This is a genomic window from Rhodococcus sp. SG20037, from assembly GCF_031763325.1.
Classification (GTDB): Bacteria; Actinomycetota; Actinomycetes; order Mycobacteriales; family Mycobacteriaceae; genus Rhodococcus_F; species Rhodococcus_F qingshengii.
Genome location: NZ_CP134497.1, coordinates 2,841,754 through 2,863,488, shown reverse-complemented (window position 1 = coordinate 2,863,488; position 21,735 = coordinate 2,841,754). Strand labels below are relative to the sequence as shown.

General features: G+C 62.8%; 23 protein-coding genes. 6 read left to right on the top strand and 17 right to left on the bottom strand.

Going from position 1 to position 21,735, the window contains the following annotated elements; all coding sequences use genetic code 11:
* Positions 1–77 precede the first annotated feature (77 nt).
* Positions 78–335: an HPr family phosphocarrier protein gene (locus RHP72_RS13305; protein ID WP_003942144.1), complete on the top strand. Its 258-nt coding sequence runs from the start codon at positions 78–80 to the stop codon at positions 333–335.
* A 39-nt stretch (positions 336–374) separates the two neighbouring features.
* On the opposite strand, the gene RHP72_RS13300 is transcribed toward RHP72_RS13305, so the two are convergent.
* The 7 genes from RHP72_RS13300 to RHP72_RS13270 form a co-directional block, all read right to left on the bottom strand.
* Positions 375–1,700 carry an esterase family protein gene (locus tag RHP72_RS13300; RefSeq protein WP_007735188.1) on the bottom strand — a complete coding sequence of 442 codons (1,326 nt, stop codon included), beginning with the start codon at positions 1,698–1,700 and terminating at the stop codon, positions 375–377.
* 56 nt (positions 1,701–1,756) lie between these two features.
* Positions 1,757–2,746 carry a hypothetical protein gene (locus tag RHP72_RS13295; protein WP_311094763.1) on the bottom strand — a complete coding sequence of 330 codons (990 nt, stop codon included), beginning with the start codon at positions 2,744–2,746 and terminating at the stop codon, positions 1,757–1,759.
* 10 nt (positions 2,747–2,756) lie between these two features.
* Positions 2,757–4,232 (bottom strand): GTPase HflX, encoded by a 1,476-nt coding sequence (hflX, locus tag RHP72_RS13290; RefSeq protein WP_003942213.1) that lies wholly within the window; start codon positions 4,230–4,232, stop codon positions 2,757–2,759.
* A gap of 75 nt (positions 4,233–4,307) precedes the next feature.
* On the bottom strand, positions 4,308–5,177 hold the full coding sequence (dapF, locus tag RHP72_RS13285; RefSeq protein WP_125050991.1) for a diaminopimelate epimerase: 870 nt from the start codon (positions 5,175–5,177) through the stop codon (positions 4,308–4,310).
* A gap of 32 nt (positions 5,178–5,209) precedes the next feature.
* Positions 5,210–5,881, bottom strand: coding sequence for a class F sortase (locus RHP72_RS13280; protein ID WP_083057319.1), 672 nt, complete (start codon positions 5,879–5,881; stop codon positions 5,210–5,212).
* 84 nt (positions 5,882–5,965) lie between these two features.
* A complete protein-coding gene (miaA, locus tag RHP72_RS13275) occupies positions 5,966–6,901 on the bottom strand; it encodes a tRNA (adenosine(37)-N6)-dimethylallyltransferase MiaA (RefSeq protein ID WP_311094762.1) in 936 nt (311 codons plus the stop codon).
* On the bottom strand, positions 6,889–7,650 hold the full coding sequence (locus tag RHP72_RS13270; RefSeq protein ID WP_311094761.1) for a class III extradiol dioxygenase subunit B-like domain-containing protein: 762 nt from the start codon (positions 7,648–7,650) through the stop codon (positions 6,889–6,891). The genes miaA and RHP72_RS13270 overlap by 13 nt, the downstream gene beginning before the upstream one ends.
* A gap of 139 nt (positions 7,651–7,789) precedes the next feature.
* Between RHP72_RS13270 and RHP72_RS13265 the strand changes: the two genes are divergently transcribed.
* Positions 7,790–9,175, top strand: coding sequence for a DUF349 domain-containing protein (locus RHP72_RS13265; RefSeq protein WP_003942193.1), 1,386 nt, complete (start codon positions 7,790–7,792; stop codon positions 9,173–9,175).
* 94 nt (positions 9,176–9,269) lie between these two features.
* Here the strand turns inward: RHP72_RS13265 and RHP72_RS13260 are convergent, their stop codons facing one another.
* Positions 9,270–9,860, bottom strand: coding sequence for a hypothetical protein (locus tag RHP72_RS13260; RefSeq protein WP_063316728.1), 591 nt, complete (start codon positions 9,858–9,860; stop codon positions 9,270–9,272).
* Positions 9,857–11,404, bottom strand: coding sequence for a tRNA (N6-isopentenyl adenosine(37)-C2)-methylthiotransferase MiaB (gene miaB, locus RHP72_RS13255; RefSeq protein ID WP_063316727.1), 1,548 nt, complete (start codon positions 11,402–11,404; stop codon positions 9,857–9,859). The genes RHP72_RS13260 and miaB overlap by 4 nt, the downstream gene beginning before the upstream one ends.
* Positions 11,405–11,635: 231 nt before the next feature.
* On the opposite strand from miaB, the gene gluA reads away from it, so the two are divergent.
* From gluA to RHP72_RS13235, 4 genes are all read left to right on the top strand, one after another.
* A complete protein-coding gene (gene gluA, locus RHP72_RS13250; protein ID WP_007735175.1) occupies positions 11,636–12,364 on the top strand; it encodes a glutamate ABC transporter ATP-binding protein GluA in 729 nt (242 codons plus the stop codon).
* A 124-nt stretch (positions 12,365–12,488) separates the two neighbouring features.
* Positions 12,489–13,319: a glutamate ABC transporter substrate-binding protein gene (locus RHP72_RS13245; protein WP_003942146.1), complete on the top strand. Its 831-nt coding sequence runs from the start codon at positions 12,489–12,491 to the stop codon at positions 13,317–13,319.
* Between the two features lie 98 nt (positions 13,320–13,417).
* Complete coding sequence (locus tag RHP72_RS13240) at positions 13,418–14,098, top strand: amino acid ABC transporter permease (protein WP_003942105.1); 681 nt, start codon at positions 13,418–13,420, stop codon at positions 14,096–14,098.
* Positions 14,095–14,991, top strand: a complete 897-nt coding sequence (locus RHP72_RS13235) for an amino acid ABC transporter permease (protein ID WP_007735172.1) — start codon at positions 14,095–14,097, stop codon at positions 14,989–14,991. Before RHP72_RS13240 ends, RHP72_RS13235 begins: the two co-directional genes overlap by 4 nt.
* Positions 14,992–15,106: 115 nt before the next feature.
* Here the strand turns inward: RHP72_RS13235 and recX are convergent, their stop codons facing one another.
* The 8 genes from recX to RHP72_RS13195 all read right to left on the bottom strand — a co-directional run bounded on the left by recX (position 15,107) and on the right by RHP72_RS13195 (position 21,600).
* Complete coding sequence (gene recX / locus RHP72_RS13230) at positions 15,107–15,685, bottom strand: recombination regulator RecX (RefSeq protein ID WP_054825713.1); 579 nt, start codon at positions 15,683–15,685, stop codon at positions 15,107–15,109.
* Between the two features lie 8 nt (positions 15,686–15,693).
* On the bottom strand, positions 15,694–16,731 hold the full coding sequence (gene recA, locus RHP72_RS13225) for a recombinase RecA (RefSeq protein WP_007735170.1): 1,038 nt from the start codon (positions 16,729–16,731) through the stop codon (positions 15,694–15,696).
* Positions 16,732–17,019: 288 nt separating this feature from the next.
* Positions 17,020–17,214 (bottom strand): DUF3046 domain-containing protein, encoded by a 195-nt coding sequence (locus RHP72_RS13220; RefSeq protein WP_003942185.1) that lies wholly within the window; start codon positions 17,212–17,214, stop codon positions 17,020–17,022.
* A gap of 52 nt (positions 17,215–17,266) precedes the next feature.
* The gene (locus RHP72_RS13215) at positions 17,267–18,430 is read right to left on the bottom strand and encodes a glycosyltransferase (protein ID WP_042450679.1); all 1,164 of its coding nucleotides are present in this window, start codon (positions 18,428–18,430) and stop codon (positions 17,267–17,269) included.
* 12 nt (positions 18,431–18,442) lie between these two features.
* Positions 18,443–19,978 carry a glycerol-3-phosphate dehydrogenase/oxidase gene (locus RHP72_RS13210; protein ID WP_030535558.1) on the bottom strand — a complete coding sequence of 512 codons (1,536 nt, stop codon included), beginning with the start codon at positions 19,976–19,978 and terminating at the stop codon, positions 18,443–18,445.
* 2 nt (positions 19,979–19,980) lie between these two features.
* Positions 19,981–20,619 (bottom strand): TetR/AcrR family transcriptional regulator, encoded by a 639-nt coding sequence (locus RHP72_RS13205; RefSeq protein ID WP_003942216.1) that lies wholly within the window; start codon positions 20,617–20,619, stop codon positions 19,981–19,983.
* A 73-nt stretch (positions 20,620–20,692) separates the two neighbouring features.
* Positions 20,693–21,406: a PIG-L deacetylase family protein gene (locus tag RHP72_RS13200; protein WP_311094760.1), complete on the bottom strand. Its 714-nt coding sequence runs from the start codon at positions 21,404–21,406 to the stop codon at positions 20,693–20,695.
* A gap of 17 nt (positions 21,407–21,423) precedes the next feature.
* Positions 21,424–21,600 carry a hypothetical protein gene (locus RHP72_RS13195; RefSeq protein ID WP_003942133.1) on the bottom strand — a complete coding sequence of 59 codons (177 nt, stop codon included), beginning with the start codon at positions 21,598–21,600 and terminating at the stop codon, positions 21,424–21,426.
* Positions 21,601–21,735 lie beyond the last annotated feature (135 nt).

Below are 21,735 nucleotides of genomic sequence, written 5' to 3'. Positions count from 1 at the left end.
AGTCACCACCTGAGTCACCAGATCTGCCCGAACACCCCATAACGTCCGCAACGACAGTTCTACAACGAGGAGATCCCATGCCCAGCAAGACAGTTGCCGTCGGTTCCGCAGTCGGCCTCCACGCCCGCCCCGCCGCTCTCATCGCCGAAGCAGTCGGAGCCTCCGGCGCCACGGTCACCCTCGCAGTCGCCGACGGCGAACCCGTGGATGCAGGTTCGGCACTGATGATCATGACGCTCGGAGCCGCCAAGGACACCGAAGTAACCATCGAGTCCGACGACGCCGACGCACTCGCCAAGGTCGCCGAGCTGGTAGCCGCTGATCTCGACGCCTGACCCGATGTCAGTCGGTGCTGTCTAGCGGGCCGGACACTCTCACGGAGTCAGTGCGAGTGTCCGGCCCAGCCAGTCCATTTCGAGTTCCAGAGCAGTGCCCCACACATCACCCGAGTGCCCGCCGGGAAGGGTGTAGTAGTCCACGTTCATGTCGGCGGCGCGTGCAGCCTCGAACATGATCTCCTGCTGAGGGCGGTAGATGTCGTCGTCCTCACCCGCGACAAATACACCCGACAACTGCGGATACCGATTCTGCGCCATCAGGTCTCGGGCGTTGACCGCGTCGAACGCGCTTTCGTCACCGTCGAACATGGCCGCCACGGTGTCCTCGTGATCACCGGTCGACGGTTCGTCCTGGCCGGAGAAGTCCAGGAACGACGGGTATCGGTCCGGGAAGTTCACGGCCATCTCGATCGCGCATGTCCCGCCGTAGGAGAACCCACCGATAGCCCATTGCGCAGCGTCCGGATTCACTTGAAGGTTCGATTCGATCCAGTTCGGGACGTCCTGGTCCAGATACGTCGCGACGTTGCCGAGCGCAGAATCCATGCAGCCGGGGTTGGCGTCGTAGTCCCCCAACGCGTCGGGCACCACCACGACGGGAGCAAGCCCGGAATGCCTCGACGCATAGGCGTCGACGGTGGTCGCGAGCCGGCCACTGTCCAGCCAGTCGCTGGGGCTGCCGGGCTCACCCGCCACCAACACCAGTACGGGCAACTCGGCACGCGGATCGGCAAGATAGGCCGGCGGGAGATACAGCGTCGCAGGCCTCGCGTCGAATCCCGAAACGTTTCCTGGAATCGCCGCTTCCGTCACGACACCGTTGCTCGGCATCCGCACCGGAACCTGCCAATGAGTTTCGGTGGGCAGTCCCCGTTGAACCCAAGGTTCGGCCCCGGGGAGCGAATCGAAGGCAACGTTCTCGACCGAGCCCACCGGCCAGTGCCCGACCAGTGAGCCGAGTGTGGGATAGGTGCCGGTCTGCGCGTTGACCTGACCCACTGCGACGATCGCGGCCAGCCCGGCGAATGCCGTCACCGAAAGGCCACGCGCAAGCCCTGGGCGCCGAAGGAGAACGAGTGCGGCGCCGATGACTCCGAACATCGCCAGCGCTATCCAGACAAAATTCGACGCCGGTAGCTGCGCGGGCAGCGGCCGAAAGCTGAGCCACACGAACGTCGCACCGGTGGCTGATCCGAGCACTGACAGACCTAGCGCGACCAACGCGGCCCGACGCGGCAACCACCGAAGCAGAAGCAACGTGCCGACGCCGACGATGACGGAACCCACGAGCAGCGCTGCGGTGATGTGTCCGTGCTCGAGTGACATACGCGAGAGCCGCGTCAGGAGTTGATGCCCGTGCATTCGTTCCAGTATCCACATCTACCGTCGGTCTGCGAATTCGTGGAATTATTTGGGAATCAGCGGCGTCGTCGAAATCTCACGAACGCCGCGCCCCCGATCGCACATCCTGCCGCGACCAACCCGGCCCACACGAATGTCCACGGATCGACCCCGACACCGACCGAACCGTCAGACGAGTCAGCCGTCGCTTCTGTCGCGTCCACGAGCGCTCGCATCACGTACACCGGCGGCAACGCTCCGCCGGCAGATTCAGAACCGATCAGAACATCGCCCGCATCGTTGAATGCCACCGCCTCACCCTGAGGCTCCTTCGGGAGCGGGATCCGCAGCGGTTCGGTACCGGTGAGCGTCGCGCCGATTCCGCCGTCCACGACTTCGTACAGGTACAGGTCGGAGTAACTCCGAAGTGCGATCGCCGAACCGTCCGACGACACCGCTCCCCCGGTGAACATCACCGACACGGGCTTCTCCGGTCCGAGGGACACGGCTCCGACGCGCTCGAGCGGCGTCGGGCCGGGCTGCGCCAAGTCACTCAGTTTCTGATCCCCGACCGGTGTGTAGACACTGCTCTCGCCGAACAATTCCTTGGTCACGACAAAAACGTGGCCGTCGGGATCTAGCAGTACCGACTCGGTGTCGTGCGCACCGTCCGGGTACGTGAGGCGGTGCAACGTACCGTCACCGGAATCGAGGTCCATCGTGATGAACGCCACTGTTTCGCGGGTCCGGAGGTTGTCACCGGTGTCCGACAGAACGAGCGTTCGCCCACTCACCGCAAGATCTTCGACGTCGTAAGGATCTATCGGGACCGGAATCTGTTTCTGGACAACACAGTTCAGGTCCATTTCGAATACGAAGTCGTCACTGCCGCCGTCACCCATCGCGTAGATCCGATCGTCGACGACGACCATCCCCGACAACTCCTGGAGCGCAGGATCGGTAGGCGTACAGAGTGGGGCGAACTCGCTCGGTTCGAACGACGACGCCTGTGCGAGCGCTCCGGGAAGCAGTGCGGCTGCCGTAGTCGCAGCAATCACCGCGACCACGGCCCCGAAACTACGCACTAGGTGCGTACTCGACCAATGCCGAGGCCAACATCTGTGGCACGCGTGCGTGCACCCGCGTTCCCGCCTCTTCGTGAGTCGATTCCAAAATCGTTCCGTCCGAGTGGATTCGAGCCATCAAGTCACCGCGCGTGTACGGCACCAGCACGTCGACCTCGACCTCCGGCCGAACCAGCACCTCGCTGAGATGTGCTCTTAGTTCGGCGATTCCCTCACCCGTACGCGCCGAGACGAACACGGCACCAGGCAACAGACCACGTAGTTGCGTCAACGTAACCGGATCTGCCGCGTCGATCTTGTTGACCACGATCAACTCCGGCGGAGCCTTCGAATCCGTCTCGCGCAGAACATCGGTGACGACTTCCCGCACAGCCTTGATCTGTTCTGTCGGCAACGGATCCGAACCGTCGACGACGTGCAGCAGCAGATCTGCGTCGGTCACTTCCTCGAGAGTCGAGCGGAATGCCTCGACCAACTGAGTCGGCAGGTGTCGCACGAAGCCGACCGTGTCGGTGAGAACGTACTCGCGGCCGTCGTCGAGTGCTGCGCGGCGAGTGGTCGGGTCCAAGGTGGCGAACAACGCGTTCTCCACGAGCACACCCGATCCGGTGAGCGAATTGAGCAGACTCGATTTGCCCGCGTTGGTGTATCCGACGATGGCGATCGACGGGATGTCGCTCTGCAATCGACGTGTGCGCTTGGTGTCGCGAGCGGCCTTCATGCCCTTGATCTCGCGGCGTAGTTTTGCCATGCGCTCACGAATACGGCGGCGGTCCGTCTCGATTTTCGTCTCACCGGGACCACGCAGGCCCACACCGCCGTTACTGCCGGCACGGCCACCGGCCTGGCGCGACATCGACTCGCCCCAACCACGCAGACGCGGGAGCATGTACTCCATCTGAGCAAAAGCGACCTGCGCCTTACCCTCACGCGAAGTGGCGTGCTGAGCAAAGATGTCGAGAATGAGAGCTGTCCGGTCGATGACCTTGACCTTGACGATCTTCTCCAGCGCCGTGAGCTGCGCCGGCGTCAGCTCACCGTCGCAGACGACGGTGTCGGCGCCGGTCGCCAGGACTACTTCGCGCAGTTCCTGCGCCTTGCCGGAACCGATGTAGGTGGCAGCGTCAGGTTTGTCGCGGCGCTGAACCAGTCCTTCGAGGACCTCGGAGCCGGCCGTCTCGGCAAGTGCGGCCAACTCGGTCATGCTCGCCTCGGCCTGCTCGGCAGTTCCCTGCGTCCAGACGCCGACCAGGACAACTCTTTCGAGTCGAAGCTGGCGGTACTCGACTTCGGTGACGTCCTCGAGCTCGGTCGACAGACCGGCCACGCGGCGCAGGGCGCCGCGATCTGCGAGTTGCATCTCACCGGTCGACGGGTTGCCCGATGCGGACGCTGCCGTGTATTCGGCTTGCGCGTACTCGGACTGCTCGTGAGCGGTGGACTCTTCGTTTTCATGTGTGTTCGTCATACAAGATCCATGGTCCCACGAAACCTGGCCACGGTGCATCCGTATTTCCTGCAGGCGTATTTCCCGCGGGCGATATCACACGAGCGATTGCCACCAGGCATCGCTGATCGTCCCGTTCGCCACCAGAACCGAGGGCCCCCGCAACGACCCTTTGCCGCCTTCGACGGTGACCTGCACCTCGCCACCGAGCACGCGCACCAGTACCGAGCCTTCATCGCGGCCGTCGTACCTCAGCGCCGCGGCCGCCGCTGCGACCGTTCCGGTTCCGCAGGAACGAGTCTCGCCCACACCACGCTCGTGTACGCGCATGTGGACCCCACCGTCGTGGATCGGCGTCACGATCTCGATGTTGACCCCGTGCGGGAAGAACCCGGGATCGAAGCCCGGAGAAACACTCAAATCGAGCGCACTCAAAACTTCTGCCGTCACGTGCTCGTCGACACACGCCAAATGCGGATTACCGACGTCGATGCCGACGCCGGCGAAGACGCGGCCGTCGATTGTTGCCGAACTGGTGCCGAGGTCCTTGATCGGGCCCATCGCCACAGTCACGTCACCATGTGTGGCGTCGTAGCCGTGCACCACGACCGGACGCGCTCCGGCGCGGCTGCCGACCACGAACTCGTCCTTGCTCTCCAAGCCCGAGGCCTTGAGATAGTGGGCGAATACCCGAACGCCGTTTCCGCACATCTCGGCGATGGAGCCGTCGCTGTTGCGGTAGTCCATGAACCAGTCTTCGGCAGCGACGCCGTCGGGCAGCGCACCGAGCACGCCCGCGTCCGCAAGTGCGCCTGCCCGGGCGACACGAAGGATGCCGTCGGCGCCGAGGCCACGCTGACGATCACACACCGCTGAAACTCGCGCCGGCTCGAGATCGATCCGAACGTCGAGGTCAGGGAGAACAACGAAGTCGTTCTGCGTGCCGTGGCCCTTACTGAAATCCATGGTCGCCATCCTATCCGGACCTACCGAGCGACTTACGCAGGTGACGCGGTGACCACGACGTTCTGTTCGTACGTGAATCCAGACGGCAACGAGGGGTCGGGCACGGTTGCGCCGCCGCAGGTCACCAGGACAAGCCTGGGCGCACCGGATTCGGAGAAGAACTCCGCAGGCAAAGCCACCTTTTCGTACAACTTCAGGCTCGCTGCGTGATAGGTGAACATCGTTCCGGTGTCGTCACTGACATAGATCGGTGTTCCAGGCTTCATCTGGTGCAGCGCCCACAAGGCGCCGTGCGTGCGGTCACCGTCGTCGACGTGGCCGGCAACAAGATTGGTACCCTCCGAAGATCCGAACTGCACGCCGTTGGTGAAATGCGAAACCTTGTCAGGATGCGGAAGGATCATTCCGCGGTTGGCGCCGAACCCACTGGTCACGATGTCGGCTCGCACATCCAGATCGGGAATCGCGAGCGTGTTCGGCGGCAGATCCGTTGGCGCAGGCGCCCAACTCGCCCCTGGATCGGTTGGGGCTCCCACATCGAAGGGCGCTTCGGGAACAGGTGCGCTGATGGGCTTCCCGGCCGCACTCACCGCAAAGTAGATCAGTATCCCGCCGACCGTGAGAAATGTGACGAGCAGAAGAACCAGCGGTAGCCGACCCGCGCGTCGACGTTTCGGATGCGCGTGCGCCGCGGTCTGCGCCATGCTCGTTGACCTCCAGTTCATCGCTCGCGAAACCGATCGATCGCGAAATAGCTAACTGTAAGATAGCTGATCCGCTCGATCGTGTTACAGACCGCGATCTGCGAGCGCCGCGAAGGCGGAGTTGGGCAGCTCCGGATCGGCACCGTCGAGCCAGTGCACGCGTGCGTCACGACGGAACCATGATCGTTGTCGGCGAACATAGCGCCGTGTCCCGATGAACGTCCGTTCGAGTGCTTCGGCCAGATCGTATTCACGGTCGAAATGTGCGAGCACCTGTGCGTAGCCGATGGCTCGCGGCGCGGTGACGCCATCACGCAATCCTTGCTCGACGAGCACGGCAACTTCGTCGACAAGTCCGTCTGAAAACATCAGCTCTGTTCGCAACCGAATCCGGGCGTCGAGTTCTTCCGTATCCCGATCCACGCCGAGAATGCGGGTTCCCCATCGAGGGTCACCGATCTGCGGCGCCGAGGCCGCGAACGGCAGACCTGTCAGCTCGACGACCTCGAGCGCCCGAACCATCCGCCGACCGTCCGTCGGCAGTATCGACGCCGCTGCTACCGGATCAGCAGCAACAAGCGCCGTATGCACCGCACCGACCCCACCGTCGGCCAGCACTGCCTCCCACTTCGCACGAACTTCGGGATCCGTTGCCGGAAAGGACCATTCGTCGAGTAGAGACTGGACGTACATCATGGATCCGCCGACGATCACCGGAACCTTGCCCGCCACGATCAGATTCTCGGCGATCGCGATCGCGTCGCTTTGATAACGCGCGACGGTGGCGGTCTCCTTCACGTCGAGAACGTCGAGCAGGTGATGCGGAATCCCGCGACGCTCGGCCGGCGTCAGTTTGGCGGTCCCGATATCCATGCCGCGATAGAGCTGCATCGCGTCGATGTTGATGATTTCACCGCCGAATTCCTCGGCCAGTGCCAACGCGAGATCGGACTTTCCCGACGCTGTCGGACCGACAACTGCGATCGGGCGAAGTTCTTCAGGGACGTTCACGGCCGCCACGTCCCGACGTGGTAACCGACGCCGAACGGCGCATCGCTGTAGTCGACCGTCGCGCGAGGATGGGCCGACCGAGACGAGCCCGTAAAGACACCGGCCAGGACCTGCCACGCCGCGCGCCCCTGGGCTCCGACACTGCGGCAGAGCCGCGGATCGAGAGCAAGCAGCGCCTCCGGGTCCCCGGCCGTCAGGGCGTCGTCGATGGCCGACTGCACACCCGCGGCGCGCTCGTCGAAGCTTCCTGGCGCCTTTGCCGTCAGCGTGGACGCACCGTCAGCAACGATCAGAAGCCCTTGCGGTCGGTTGTCGCTGTCGAGTTGCTTGCGCAGCTGCTGCCCGAATTCACGACATTCATTCGCCGACGCCTTTGCACTGACGACGTGCATGTCGACGGTTATCTCCACGTCTGTTCGGCCACGCAACCAGCCGGCAACAAGGGCGCACAGTTCGAGAGATGGCACCGGTTCGCCTGCCGCATCCGCGTCCAGTGACGTCCGGACATCGGCGCCGAATCCAGCGAACGTACCGATCTGCCCACGTCCGACGCCCGATCGCCAGAGTTCGCCTGCTGCTTTCTCGGGTTCTGCATTCTCGGGGCCGACACCGACGCCCACCCAGTGCACCGCCTCGTGAGCGAGCCGGCGCACGGCGGTTGTCGCTGCAGCACGCACCTGAGCGGACTCGGCCGAATCACCGGACAATTCCGGCACGAGTAACGGCGCCGAGGGGACGAGAACAGCGGAAGTCAACACAGTTGCCACGCTAGTCGACCCCGAGGTGGCGACCTCACACCCTCTTACCTGATTCAATAGTCGGAGAACGTGAGTACCGGGTTCAATGGAACCAGGAATGCGATCAGGCAGCCGTGACGCGCGGCAGAGACGAGGACCGATGACCGAGAACAGTGAACCCACCACCGGCGCCGACAGCAGTTCGGCCAGCCCGAGCCCGGCAGCACCCAAACCCGGCGCTCCCAAACCTGGTGGACCACGCCCCGGTGCGCCCCGCCCCGGAGCACCTCGCCCCGGACCAGCAGCCTCGCATGCCGTCACCGCCGCACCGGCCAGCGACCCGAGCAAGTTCGGACGCGTCGAGGAAGACGGAACCGCCTGGGTGAAGACCGCTGACGGTGAACGTCAGATCGGTTCGTGGCAGGCCGGCGACGCCACCGAGGGCCTCGCCCATTTCGGTCGTCGCTACGACGACCTCGCGACCGAGGTCTCGCTACTCGAGGCGCGACTGACGTCGGGCGCCGGAGACGCCAAGAAGACCAAGGCTGCCGCCATCGCTCTGTCCGAATCCCTCTCGACCGCTGCAGTGATCGGTGACCTCGACGCTTTGGCTCGCCGACTCGACGTGATCGTTGCCGGTTCCGACGAGGCCGCAGCGCACGCGAAGGAAGAGAAGGAACAGTCGCGCGCGGCAAGCACCGCCCGCAAGGAGGCCCTCGCAGTCGAGGCCGAGCAGATCGGCTCGGAGTCGACCCAGTGGAAGACCGCGGGTGATCGACTGCGCGAGATTCTCGACGAGTGGAAGACGATTCGCGGAATCGACCGCAAGGTCGACGACGCACTGTGGAAGCGTTACTCGAAGGCTCGTGAGTCCTTCAACCGGCGACGTGGAGCCCACTTCGCCGAACTCGACCGGGATCGTGCGAGCGCCCGTTCGACGAAGGAAGAACTGGTCGAGCGCGCCGAGAAGCTGTCGACCTCCACTGAATGGGGACAGACCGCCGGGGAATTCCGCGATCTACTCAGCGAGTGGAAGGCTGCCGGCCGCGCACCGCGCGAGGCCGACGACAACCTGTGGAAGCGCTTCAAGGGCGCTCAGGATGTGTTCTTCGCCGCGCGCAACGCTGCTGCATCCGAGCGCGATGCCGAATTCGAGCAGAACGCGGTTGCAAAAGAGGAGCTGCTCGCTGCCAATGCGAACATCGATCCGGCGCACGGACTCGAGAACGCCCGCGCAGCGCTTCGCGACCTGCAGGAGAAGTGGGACGCGATCGGCAAGGTGCCGCGCGACCGAATGCAGGAACTCGAAGCGAAGCTCCGGGCCATCGAAACCAAGGTGCGCGACGCGGTCGACGCCGAGTGGCGTCGCACCGATCCGGAAGCACTTGCCCGGGTCGCGCAGTTCAAGGAGCGGGTGAGCCAGTTCGAGGAGCAGGCCGCCAAGGCTCAGGCTGCCGGCAAGACGAAGGACGCCGAGAAGGCTCTCGCTCAGGCCAAGCAGTGGCGTGAGTGGGCCGAAGCTGCCGAAAGCGCCGTCAACGAGTAATCGACGACGAGCTGTAAAGACAACAAAAACGCCGGCTCACTCCGAAAGGAGTCAGCCGGCGTTGTCTTGTGCTTTGGACGGACGGCCTGCTGTGTCAGCCGACGTTCCATTCCTGATGCTTCTCGGCTTCGGCCGCAGCGATCCGGCGTTGCTCCTCGGCGGCGAGCTGAATGTTGGTTCGTGTCCAGACCACCTTGAGCCAATGGAACGTCAAGAACACGACGGCAAACCATCCGATGATCAGCCCGATCGACGGTCCTGCCACATTGAAACCGGCGGGAATGGTCTGACGCGACCAGACGGCCATCATGCCGAGAGCGCTCGCCACGGCACTGCCGGCGAGTGCGACCCAGGCCAGACTCCAACGCCGCGTGACCAGCGCGAGCATCGAGAATCCGATGCCGAAGATGACGACGAACCACACGAACAAGCGTGAGAACAGTGCAATCCGTTCACTTTCCGCGTCCTGGTTGTACGCGAGCACATCCCAGCCGTTCGCCACTCCCGCATGGGGCAGTGCAAGGGTGCCGACCAGCACGAGCACCGCAACCGCGACAACCATGGCGCGCGCACCCGGATCAATTTCTCCCGCGACCTTGCGTTCCGCGTCGTCGAGGTCCTTGCGGTAGCCCTCGAAGGCGTCGTCGCCCGGCTGTGGTGTCGTGTTCTCGTGTTGCGAGGTCATGCGTTGCATCCCATCTGAACGGGTTGTGGGGCCGGGGCACCGATCTTCGGTAGTCCGAGACCTACGCCGATGGGCGGGGTCTTGGGTGTGATGCCCTTTTCGAACGAATCACCGGCGCGGGTCCGACGGTGCGTGAGCACTCCGTCATCTGCCACGAGGTGATGAGGGGCTCCGTGGGTGACGACGACCGTCACCACGTCACCGGGTCGGATTGTGCCGTCGAGGTTTCCCTCGGGGCGGAAATGCACCAGGCGGCCGTCTCGCGCGCGACCACTGAGACGGTGAGTCGCCGCGTTCTTCCGCCCCTCCCCCGCTGCCACCAAGAGTTCGACCTCGGTGCCGACGAGCTTGCGATTTTCCTCGATGTTCACTTCTTCCTGAACGGCGAGCAATCGCATGTAGCGTTCCTGGACAACCTCTTTGGGGAGTTGATCGGCCATCTCCGCCGCCGGCGTGCCCGGGCGCTTGGAGTACTGGAAGGTGTAGGCGTTGGAGAATCGCGCCTTGCGCACGACGTCCAGCGTCTCCTCGAAATCCTCTTCCGTCTCCCCCGGGAACCCGACGATGATGTCCGTGGTGATGGCGGCGTGCGGCATTGCGGCGCGCACCTTCTCGATGATCCCGAGGTACTTCGACTTGCGGTACGAGCGCTTCATCGCCTTGAGAACCTTGTCCGAACCGGACTGCAACGGCATGTGCAGTTGCGGGCAGACGTTGGGAGTGGTTGCCATAGCTTCGATGACGTCATCGGTGAACTCTGCCGGGTGCGGCGATGTGAACCTGACCCGTTCGAGGCCGTCGATGTGTCCACATGCCTTCAAGAGGGAGGCGAAGGCTCCGCGATCGCGCGGTTGCTCCGGATCGGCGAACGACACGCCGTAGGCGTTGACGTTCTGTCCCAGCAGGGTCACTTCCGAGACACCCTCGTCGACGAGTGCCTGCACCTCGGCCAGGATGTCGCCGGGACGTCGATCTACTTCCTTGCCACGCAGGGCCGGAACGATGCAGAACGTGCACGTGTTGTTGCAGCCCACCGAGATGGAAACCCAACCTGCATAAGCAGATTCGCGCTTGGCTGGCAGTGTCGACGGAAACGCCTCGAGTGCGTCGAGGATTTCGACCTCGGCGCGCTGATTGTGACGCGCACGGTCGAGCAGCGCGGGAAGCGAGCCGATGTTGTGAGTGCCGAAGACGACATCGACGAACGGCGCCTTCTTGACGACGGTGTCACGATCCTTCTGCGCCAGGCACCCGCCGACCGCGATCTGCATGTCGGGGTTCGCCTCCTTGTTCGGGGCGAGCTGGCTGAGGTTGCCGTACAACTTGTTGTCCGCGTTCTCGCGGACAGCACACGTGTTGAAGACGACAAGATCAGGATCGGTGCCGGTCTCCGCCTTCGAATACCCGGCGTCCTCGAGCAGACCGGACAGTCGCTCGGAATCGTGGACGTTCATCTGACAGCCGTACGTCCGCACCTCGTAGGTGCGAACAGACTTCGCCGTCGGCTCCGGAACTGCAGTCGGCTCCGGAAGTGCAGGGGACATTTCGTCGATCAGTGACACGCTTCAGCCTAGCTCACGTCCACTACGACGTGTAATAACGCCCTGATAAACAGCCGAAACGCGACATAAACGTCGTCACAGTAAAATTTCCATTACATATGGCAAGAACCATGGCGAAATCACGGGCGTCGACGCAAACTACGCCTAAGGTTCTCGTTTATGACCCAAGCCGACGATGCGACGACGCCGACCACCTCCGGCGATTCCACATCCATGATTTCGATGACCTCGGTGAACAAACACTTCGGGGAACTTCACGTCCTGCAAGAGGTCAATCTCGAGGTACCCAAGGGCCAAGTGGTGATCGTCCTCGGTCCGTCGGGCTCCGGTAAGTCGACTCTGTGCCGCACCATCAATCGCCTGGAACCCATCGACTCGGGCACCATTGCCGTCGACGGCAAGACGCTCCCCGAGGAGGGCAAAGCACTTGCCGCACTTCGTGCCGACGTCGGGATGGTCTTTCAGTCCTTCAACCTGTTCGCGCACAAGACGATCCTCGAGAACGTCATGCTCGCACCGATGAAGGTTCGCAAGGCGAAGAAGGACGAAGCCAAGAAGACGGCGCAGGCATTGCTCGAGCGCGTCGGTATCGCCAATCAGGCCGACAAGTACCCGGCGCAGCTTTCCGGCGGTCAGCAACAGCGTGTCGCGATTGCTCGCGCTCTTGCGATGCAGCCGAAGGTGATGTTGTTCGACGAGCCCACCTCCGCTCTCGACCCCGAGATGGTCAACGAGGTCCTCGACGTCATGACTTCCCTCGCCAAGGAAGGCATGACCATGCTCGTGGTCACGCACGAGATGGGATTCGCCCGCAAAGCCGGCGATCGTGTGCTGTTCATGGCTGACGGCCAGGTCGTCGAAGACACCACGCCCGAAGAGTTCTTCACCCATCCCAAGTCGGATCGGGCCAAGGACTTCCTCGGCAAGATCCTCACTCACTGATCACAGTCCCCTCCGACAGTCCTGTCCTCGTCCACAAGACAACTTGCTCGACTGCACCGTTCACCTCGGCTGCACCGTTCATCTCGACTGCACCGTTTGCATGTCGACAACTGAGAGGATCTTCATGAAGATCAATCGCTCCGTCCGTTTCGGAATCGGAATCATGGCTATCGCGTTCGCTGCCACGGCTTGTGGTGGAGGAGAAGAAAAGAGCGCATCGCAGAGTGCTGCCGACGGAACGCTCACCGTCGGTATCAAGTTCGATCAGCCCGGCCTCGGTCAGCGCAATCCGGACGGGACGTTCTCCGGCTTCGACGTCGAGGTAGCCCGGTACATCGCGAACGAACTCGGCGTGAAGCCCGAAGGAATCACCTTCAAGGAATCACCGTCAGCCCAACGCGAGACCCTGATCCAGAACGGCGAGGTCGACTACATTGTGGCCACCTACTCGATCACCGACGCACGCAAGGAAAAGGTCGGCTTTGCCGGTCCGTACTTCATCGCCGGCCAATCGCTGCTCGTTCGCTCCGACAACACCGACATCACAGGTCGCGATTCTCTCAGCGGCGGCAAGAAGCTCTGCTCGGTGACTGGCTCCACTCCGGCTCAGAAGGTCAAGGACTCCGTACCTGACGTCCAACTTCAGGAGTTCGACACCTACTCTGCTTGTGTCGAAGCACTGCGCAACGGCGCTGTCGACGCAGTCACCACCGATGACATCATCCTCGCTGGTTTTGCCGCACAGTACCCCGGCCAGTTGAAGGTCGTCGGAGAACCGTTCACAACGGAAAACTACGGCGTCGGCCTGGCCAAGGACGATTCCGAGACCCGCGGCAAGATCAACGACGCCATCGAGAAGATGATCTCCACCGGCGCATGGGAAGAAGCCTTCAACAACACCGTTGGCGCTTCGGGCTACCCCATCCCGGCGCCGCCCACCGTTGATCGTTACTGACCTGCTTTTTTCACCGTCAATCTCGCTGCGGCTCCCACTTCGGGAGCCGCAGCGCGTGACGCCACCAACGGAGATCCCGTGATCTGGGGAGACGGCAAGTGAACCTTCTGAGCAAGTACGGCGACCAGCTTCTGGAAGCCTTCTGGACCACGATCCAGCTGACATTTTTCTCCGCGATCGGCGCTGTCATCATCGGTGTGCTGATCGCGGCGATGCGCGTGTCACCGGTCCCGGTCGCCCGATTCCTGGGCGCCGCGTACGTGACCGTGTTCCGCAATACCCCCCTCACACTGATTCTGTTGTTCTGTCTGTTCGGTCTTTCGCAGACGCTCGGAGTCAACCTCGCCAAGTCGGATTCGCCGACATTTCTGGTGGACAACAACTTCCGACTCGCCGTCCTCGGCCTCAGTGTCTACACCGCCGCGTTCGTGTGTGAGTCACTTCGATCGGGAATCAATACCGTTCCGGTCGGCCAGGCCGAAGCGGGCCGATCACTCGGTCTGTCGTTTGCACAAAATCTTCGGCTGATCGTCCTGCCTCAGGCATTTCGCGCGGTCACAGCACCGCTGGGTAGCGTGCTGATCGCACTGACCAAGAACTCGACCATCGCCGCGGTGATCGGCGTATCCGAAGCGTCAGCGCTGATGAAGAAGATGATCGAAAACGAAGCGGCGATCTTCGTCGTCGGTGGAATCTTTGCTGTCGGTTTCGTGATCCTGACACTTCCCATGGGCTTGATCTTCGGCAAGCTGAGCAAGCGATTCGAGGTTTCACGATGAGCAACCGCGCAACAGTCCTCTACGACGCGCCAGGCCCCAGAGCGCGAAATCTCTACCGATTCGCATCCCTTGTCGTCGCTGCACTCATGGTCGCAATCGGTTACGTCATCTACCGCGCACTCGACGAAAAGGGCCAGCTGACAGCAGCGAAGTGGGATCCGTTCCTCGAATCCACGTCGTGGACAACGTATCTGATACCCGGCATCCGGGGAACGCTGATCGCGGCTGCGATGTCCATCGTCTTCGCGCTCATCCTCGGTTCTGCCCTGGGTATCGGCCGACTCTCCGAGCACAACATCATTCGGAAGATTTGCGGCGTCATCGTCGAATTGTTCCGAGCAGTACCGGTTCTGATTCTGATGATCTTCTCGTATCAGGTGTTCGCCGAATACGAGGTCTTCAAGTCCAAGTACCTCGCACTCGCGGCAGTCGTCGTGGGTCTGACTCTGTACAACGGTTCTGTGATCGCCGAGATCGTCCGTGCCGGAATCAACTCACTCCCACGAGGGCAAAGTGAGGCCGCCAAGGCACTAGGCATGCGCAAGACGCAGATCATGGTGACGATCCTGCTCCCCCAGGCGGTTACCGCCATGCTCCCGGCACTGATTTCACAGATGGTCGTGGCGTTGAAGGACTCCGCCCTCGGTTACCTGATCGGGTATGTCGAGCTGGTGCGTCAGGCCCAACAGCTCGGCACCTTCTACGGAAACTTCCTGCCGGCGCTCATCGTGGTCGCCGCGATTATGATAGCTCTCAACTCGGCTCTGACCTTCCTGGCAACCAAGGTGGAGAAGCGCCTGCGTTCCGGAAAGCGAAAGGGCAAGGGCCCCATCGCGGCTCCGTCCGCCGACCCAGCCGTTTCGGTTCCGGGTATGGACCTGACCAAGCCGTGAATCAGATGGAGCCGTGAGTCGAATCCGGCCGCGTTAGCGCGAATACACAACAGGGCGGGGGTACCACCGAATTTCGGTGGTACCCCCGCCCTGTTGTTCTGAATGCTGCACTTCGCTACGAGTCGGTGACCGCCGCCATCTCGGCTTTGACCACCTCGTACGACATCCCAGCTGAATATCCCTTGCGTGCCAGCATCGAGACCAGTCGACGCGTGACCTTGTCACGATCATCGACGGGCTTGTTCTTCAGCTTCCGCCGAACCAGCTCCGCTGCTCGCTCGCGTTCATCTTCCGGATCGATCTGTGACAACGCTTCGGAAGCGGTGTCCTGGTCGATTCCTTTGAGCCGCAACTCGACTGCAAGCGCACGCTTTCCCTTGCCCGAGTACGTGTGCCGCGAATGAACCCACTGGTTCGCGAAGTCTGCGTCGTCGATCAACCCGATTTCTTGGAGTCGATCGAGGACCTTGGCAATGATCTCGGGCTCGAAGCCGCGCCCGCTCAGCTTTGTTTCCAGCTCGGAACGACTGCGCGCCCGGTCGGTCAGGAGGCGTAGGCAAGCATCTTTGGCCTGCGCCTCCGTCCCACCTTCTGCGCGTTGCGACGGCTTCTCGGATCGTTGACGGGATCGACGCCGAGGAGCGCCGTACTCTTCACGAGCATTCTCGCCGTTGTCACCGTCGTCGAAGCTCATGACTGAACTCAGAAGTCGGCGGGAGCTTCGTCGGTTGCAGTGACGTCAGCACCGATACCGAGCTTTTCCTTGATCTTCTTCTCGATCTCGTCACGGATATCGGTGTTCTCCAGCAAGAACTTACGAGCATTTTCCTTGCCCTGACCCAACTGGTCACCTTCGTAGGTGTACCAGGAGCCGGACTTGCGGATGAACCCGTGCTCGACACCCATGTCGATGAGCGAGCCTTCCTTGCTGATGCCCTGGCCGTAGAGAATGTCGAACTCGGCCTGCTTGAACGGCGGCGCGACCTTGTTCTTGACGACCTTGACGCGAGTGCGGTTACCCACTGCGTCGGTACCGTCCTTGAGAGTTTCGATACGACGGATGTCGAGGCGGACCGAAGCGTAGAACTTCAGTGCCTTACCACCGGTGGTGGTTTCGGGAGAACCGAACATCACACCGATCTTCTCGCGAAGCTGGTTGATGAAGATGACGGTGGTGCCCGAGTTGTTCATGGCACCGGTGATCTTGCGCAGCGCCTGGCTCATCAGTCGAGCCTGCAAACCGACGTGGCTGTCACCCATCTCGCCTTCGATCTCGGCGCGAGGAACAAGAGCGGCCACGGAGTCGATCACGACGATGTCGAGGGCGCCTGAACGGATCAGCATGTCGGTGATTTCGAGGGCCTGCTCACCCGTATCGGGCTGCGAGACCAGGAGTGCATCGGTATCGACGCCCAGCTTGGCTGCATAGTCGGGATCGAGTGCGTGCTCCGCGTCGATGAACGCCGCGATGCCGCCGTTGGCCTGAGCATTGGCAACTGCGTGCAGTGCCACGGTGGTCTTACCCGAGGACTCCGGGCCGTAGATCTCGATGACGCGGCCACGCGGCAGTCCGCCGATACCCAGCGCGACGTCGAGCGCGATGGAACCGGTGGGAATGACGGCGATGGGCTGGCGGACACCCTCACCCAGGCGCATCACCGAACCCTTGCCGAAGTTCTTGTCGATCTGCGCCAACGCGAGGTCGAGTGCCTTGTCCCGATCAGGTGCCTGTGGTGCCATCGTGATCCCCATCCTTGTTTCAGTCTTCAGTGCCTGCCTAAGCAGACTCCGTCTCTTCAGCGCCTGCCTGAGCCGACCCTGTTGGTGTGTTGCGATCAGAGTAGATCCGGCCACCGACAGACTTTTCGATCTTGCTTTAGCGCTTGTCGATCACCGCGTTTGTAGGTCACCGCGTTTGTAGAACATCGAAAGTTCGCAGTTACCAAAGGAGCGTCACCACCGAACAGGTTCAGCATAGACGAACACGTGTTCGAACAGAAGATGGGAGGCGTTCGACACGCCGAAGAATCAGCGGCGGGCGGGCGGTACGTCGAACTCCACACAGAGCGCACGCCACACTTCGCGAGGCTCCCAACCTGCTTCGACGGCCTCCGCAGCAGTCATTCCGTCGAGACTCTGGAGTACATGGTCGATCAGCATCGAGTCGCCTCGTACCTGCCCGAACTCTTCGCGCACCATTTCATGAAATTCGGTCAACCGCACAGCCGCCACCGTAGTCCACAGAGCGGTGCACCTGCATTCAGGCGCAACGTGCTCACGCCGTCACACCACCGTTGACCACCTGTCGGCACACCGCCACCGGATCGGTGACCTGCGACGCAGTCGCGGCAGCCGCTCTCGCAGCTTCCGCGAATCGTTTGTCGGAGAGCACCTGCAGTACGGCATCGCGAATCGACTGAGCATCTGCGGGCCGCACGATCACCGACGTCCCTGCCCGCGCAGCGCGATTGGCCAACTCCCACTGGTCCCCGCCCCCGGGAACGACGACCGTCGGCACGCCGGCCAGCAGGGCCTTCGCCAACATGCCGTGCCCGCCGCCACATACCAACACCGACGCGTCACGCAGCATCGCGTCCTGGCGTCCGAGACCTGCACGAACCCAATCAGGATGCTCACCTTCAGCCCCGTCGAGCATCGACGCAATCAGCCGCACACCGGCTCCGCCGAGTCCTTCGACCGTGCCCTCGAACATTCCCACTGCGCCGGTGTGCGCCGTGGAGGGCGCCACCATAACCAGCGGTTCGTCACCTGGCGGTGGATCAAGAATCACCTCGGTCGGCTCCCACAGAAGCGGTCCGACGACGTGAGCGCGCTCCGGCCAGTCGGGGCGAGGCACTTCGAGTGCCGGAAGTGTTGCGATCAGCCGCGCTTGCGGACCGGGATCCAGAGCGGGCAGTCCGACACCGACACGGGCCTGGGATCGCTGGGCCAACCCTTGCTTGATCGAACGTCCCGTCGCTGCGCGCATCAGGGTATCGCGGAGTCGACCACGAATTCCGACGCCGGGAGCGAGCCCACTGCCGATCGGCGGCAACCCCCGTGAAGGTGAGTACAGCGGGTGAGGCGAGAGTTCCACCCAGGGGATGCCAAGTCTTTCGGCGGCCAATCCGCCTCCGGCAGTGAGGATGTCGGAAACGACGAGATCCGGGGAGACGGACTTCAGGTCGGGAAGCAGTTCGGTGGAAATATAGGCGGCGCGCGAATGAATCCGAGCACCTGCATCAAGATCGTCGTCTCCCGGCCGCGGGGCCAAGCCCTTGAGCGGCTCGGCTTCCACGCCGGCTGCTCGCGCTGCCTCGACCCACCGGGTCCCCGTGTACAGGATCGGTTCGTCGCCGGCCTGGATCAACGCCAGCGACAACGCTATTGCGGGAAAAGCATGACCCGGGTCCGGCCCGGCAACAACGGCTACACGCACCGGATCAGAGTGTCACACCGAGTGAAAGGCCTGTTCCGCCGCACCCAGTGCGCGTTCGCGATCCGAAGCCACCAATCCGATTCTCGTCCTGCGATCGAGGACGTCGTCGACGTCGAGGGCGCCTTCATGCGACACCGCGAAATCGAACTCGGCACCGCAGATCTCCAAGTCCGCAACCGACCGGAGACGATCGCCGCTCGCCGCGGCAACGACCTCGGCCTCGGTGCCGTATCGCGCCACCAATGACGCGGGTGCCTTGATCTTCTTCAATTCCGCCGGTGATGCAGCGCCTACCAGCGGCAACGCGCGTGTCCGACATGCCCCGGCGCTCAGCGACCCGACCTCGACCGCAGCGTCGACGGCGTCTTCGGCCATCTTGCGGTACGTCGTGAGTTTTCCGCCTACCACCGTGACCAAGCCCGAGTCCGAACGGACTACAGCGTGATTGCGCGAGAGGTCGGCCGTCGAGCCTTCACCGGTGTCCAGCAGCGGACGCAGACCCGCGAAGGTCCCCAAGACGTCCCCACGGGTCAGCGGAACTTCCAACGCCGTGTTCACGGTGTCGAGCAGGAAGTCGATCTCGTCCTCGGACGCCGACGGCACGTCTGGCACCGGCCCCGGCGCTGCTTCGTCGGTCAACCCGAGGTAGATCCGGCCGAGCTGGGCGGGCAGGGCGAAGACGAAACGGTTGGTCTCGCCGGGAATCGGCACGGTCAGTGCTGCCGTGGGGTTCCCCAATCGCGCTGCATCGAGCACCAGGTGCGTCCCTCGGCTGGGGCGCAGGGTGATGCTGGAGTCGACCTGATCAGCCCAGACACCGGTCGCATTGACCACGACGCGGGCACGCATCAAGAACTCGGATCCGGTCAACTCGTCGCGCAAGGTGGCCGACGTTCCGGATACGTCGTAAGCACCGACGCGCGTCAGGATTCGCGCGCCGTGCGACGCTGCGGTTCTGGCGATACCGACGACGAGGCGGGCGTCGTCGATGAGCTGCCCGTCGAACGCGGTCAAGGCGCCTCGTAGGTTTTCCCGCTTGACCGCGGGAGCCAATTCGCGCGCCCGCGCAGCGCTGACCGTCCGTGATCTGGGCAGCACCGAAGCCGGGGTTCGCGCCGACATGCGCAGAGCGTCACCGGCCAGGAAACCGGTACGCACCAGGGCCTTCCCGAAGAACGACGTTTCGGGCAACAGCGGTACGAGTTGAGGCATGGCGCGAACGAGGTGCGGCGCGGTGCGCGTCATGAGAATGCCGCGCTCGACCGCACTTTCACGCGCTATACCGACATTGCCGGAAGCCAGGTACCGAAGGCCGCCGTGTGCCAGTTTCGAACTCCAGCGGCTGGTGCCGAACGCGAGGTCGTGCTTTTCGACCAGCGCAACACTGAGTCCACGAGTCACGGCGTCGAGAGCGACACCGACACCGGTGATTCCGCCGCCGATCACCAGGACGTCGACCGAATCGCCGTTCGCCAACTGCTCGAGTTCACGAGTACGCCGTTGTGCGTTGAGCGCTGAATCGCTGCCTGCTGAATCTAGGGGGCTCACAGCTATTCTCCCGAATTCTTGACGGGTGCCAGATAAGCAGCGACCGCATATCGAAGTTGCTCGACCGACGCATCGGAGGAAAGCTCCGGCTCGAGAGTCGGGGCAGAAATGACGACGGACTGAGCCATCAATAGAACCATCGCCGCGATCTCGTTGACGCTTCCCTCGCGAATCGAACCATCCTGTTGGCCGGCCGCGACAACGGATGTGATCAGCTCGAGAATCGACTTCTGGCTCGCGCCGAGCCGGTCCACGATGTAGGTCGTCAGCAATTCTTGATCGGCTTGCCGAATTTTCACGAAGAGCGGATGGTCGCGAATCTGGCCGACGACGTCACCGATCGCCTCCACGAGCAACGTGCCGGCAGACCCGTTGAAGGTCACCTCGGGCAGCACCGATCGGATCTCCCGGGTGAGCAGGTCCGCGACGACAGCTCGCGTGTCCGGCCATCGCCGGTAGACCGTCGGTCGGCTCACGCCGGCCCGACGCGAGATCTCGGCAAGTGTGGTTCGCTGCATTCCGAAATCGAGGACACACGACCTTGCTGCGTCGAGAATCACGTCGTCGATCTCGCGGCTGGGGATGCGCTGACCATCTGCCTTGCGAGGGGCAATTGAGTCATCTGCGTTACGGATTACCATCGTGTGTAACACAATACCGGACAAGTCACCGGTAATCCCGTCGGGACTTGCGATTTCTCTCGCTCAGAGATCATCAGAAATAGTACAACTCGAAACCAACTGCTCGCTCGGCGTCGAAACCAGGCTTCGGTCCGCTGACCATGTCGATCTGTGCGCGCGCCTGTTCCCGGATCGGCGTGGAACTCAGCGCCGCCAGATATCGCGCATGTTCCGCGAGCGAATCCACGGCGCGATCGACCGTCGACGTCACGTCGACGCAGTGTGTGGGAGTCATCGTATTGACCGCAACCCACCGAACACCGGACCACGGCGCCAGTCCCTGCGCTGTCAATGAGGGAAAGATCCATTCGTTCGCTGCGTCGGCAGTTGCGTCGAGAACGCTGATCCCGAGTGCACGGTGATCTGCGCTGTTCAGATAGCCGGGGCCCCAGGTGTGGGAGAAGTTCATCGTCACCACCAATTCCGGACGGTGGCGGCGAATTGCTGCGGCGAGAGTCGAGCGCAACTCCAAGCCTTCCACGAGACGACCGTCGGGCAGGCCGAGGAACTCCACGTCACCGACACCGACGATCGCGGCCGAGCGACGCTCTTCTTCCTCGCGGATCGGGCCGGACTCCTCGGGCGACAGACCGGCGATTCCGGCCTCGCCGCGCGTGGCCAGGACATATCGCACGTCTTTGCCGCGATCGGTCCACTGCGCCACTGCTGCGGCTGCGCCGTATTCGATGTCATCGGGATGCGCCACGATGACAATCGCGCGCTGCCAGTCCTCGGGGAAGTTTTCCATAGGGCAGATCTTGCCCGTCAGAACCGCGAAGCGGGCGAATTGTCGTCACTTCCCGACATCGCCTTCACCAGGAAGTAGATTCCGAAGCCGACAGCGCCGACCACCAGAACCCAGAAAAGCCCCTTGATCAGCGCACCGACCACCGCGAGTGCGACCCACACCAGTACGACGGCCAAAACGATCTTCCAAAACATGCTTACCTCCAACGTGCCGTTGAATAATCAGTCGAATCGGACAGGTGCTGCGTCGTCCGTAGAACCAGCCTGACAGGTCTGGCGTGACAAAGCAGCAGCTCAGCGGCAAGTTCAGGTAAAGATCAGGGTTCACCC

What these genes read in the sequence shown, in the direction of transcription:
- RHP72_RS13305 (WP_003942144.1), top strand. Translation starts at nt 78, where the DNA reads ATGCCCAGCAAGACAGTTGCCGTCGGTTCCGCAGTCGGCCTCCACGCC.
- RHP72_RS13300 (WP_007735188.1), bottom strand. Translation starts at nt 1,700, where the DNA reads ATGCACGGGCATCAACTCCTGACGCGGCTCTCGCGTATGTCACTCGAG.
- hflX (WP_003942213.1), bottom strand. Translation starts at nt 4,232, where the DNA reads ATGACGAACACACATGAAAACGAAGAGTCCACCGCTCACGAGCAGTCC.
- dapF (WP_125050991.1), bottom strand. Translation starts at nt 5,177, where the DNA reads ATGGATTTCAGTAAGGGCCACGGCACGCAGAACGACTTCGTTGTTCTC.
- RHP72_RS13280 (WP_083057319.1), bottom strand. Translation starts at nt 5,881, where the DNA reads ATGGCGCAGACCGCGGCGCACGCGCATCCGAAACGTCGACGCGCGGGT.
- RHP72_RS13265 (WP_003942193.1), top strand. Translation starts at nt 7,790, where the DNA reads ATGACCGAGAACAGTGAACCCACCACCGGCGCCGACAGCAGTTCGGCC.
- RHP72_RS13260 (WP_063316728.1), bottom strand. Translation starts at nt 9,860, where the DNA reads ATGACCTCGCAACACGAGAACACGACACCACAGCCGGGCGACGACGCC.
- miaB (WP_063316727.1), bottom strand. Translation starts at nt 11,404, where the DNA reads ATGTCCCCTGCACTTCCGGAGCCGACTGCAGTTCCGGAGCCGACGGCG.
- gluA (WP_007735175.1), top strand. Translation starts at nt 11,636, where the DNA reads ATGATTTCGATGACCTCGGTGAACAAACACTTCGGGGAACTTCACGTC.
- RHP72_RS13245 (WP_003942146.1), top strand. Translation starts at nt 12,489, where the DNA reads ATGAAGATCAATCGCTCCGTCCGTTTCGGAATCGGAATCATGGCTATC.
- RHP72_RS13235 (WP_007735172.1), top strand. Translation starts at nt 14,095, where the DNA reads ATGAGCAACCGCGCAACAGTCCTCTACGACGCGCCAGGCCCCAGAGCG.
- recX (WP_054825713.1), bottom strand. Translation starts at nt 15,685, where the DNA reads ATGAGCTTCGACGACGGTGACAACGGCGAGAATGCTCGTGAAGAGTAC.
- recA (WP_007735170.1), bottom strand. Translation starts at nt 16,731, where the DNA reads ATGGCACCACAGGCACCTGATCGGGACAAGGCACTCGACCTCGCGTTG.
- RHP72_RS13205 (WP_003942216.1), bottom strand. Translation starts at nt 20,619, where the DNA reads ATGGTAATCCGTAACGCAGATGACTCAATTGCCCCTCGCAAGGCAGAT.
- RHP72_RS13200 (WP_311094760.1), bottom strand. Translation starts at nt 21,406, where the DNA reads ATGGAAAACTTCCCCGAGGACTGGCAGCGCGCGATTGTCATCGTGGCG.
- RHP72_RS13195 (WP_003942133.1), bottom strand. Translation starts at nt 21,600, where the DNA reads ATGTTTTGGAAGATCGTTTTGGCCGTCGTACTGGTGTGGGTCGCACTC.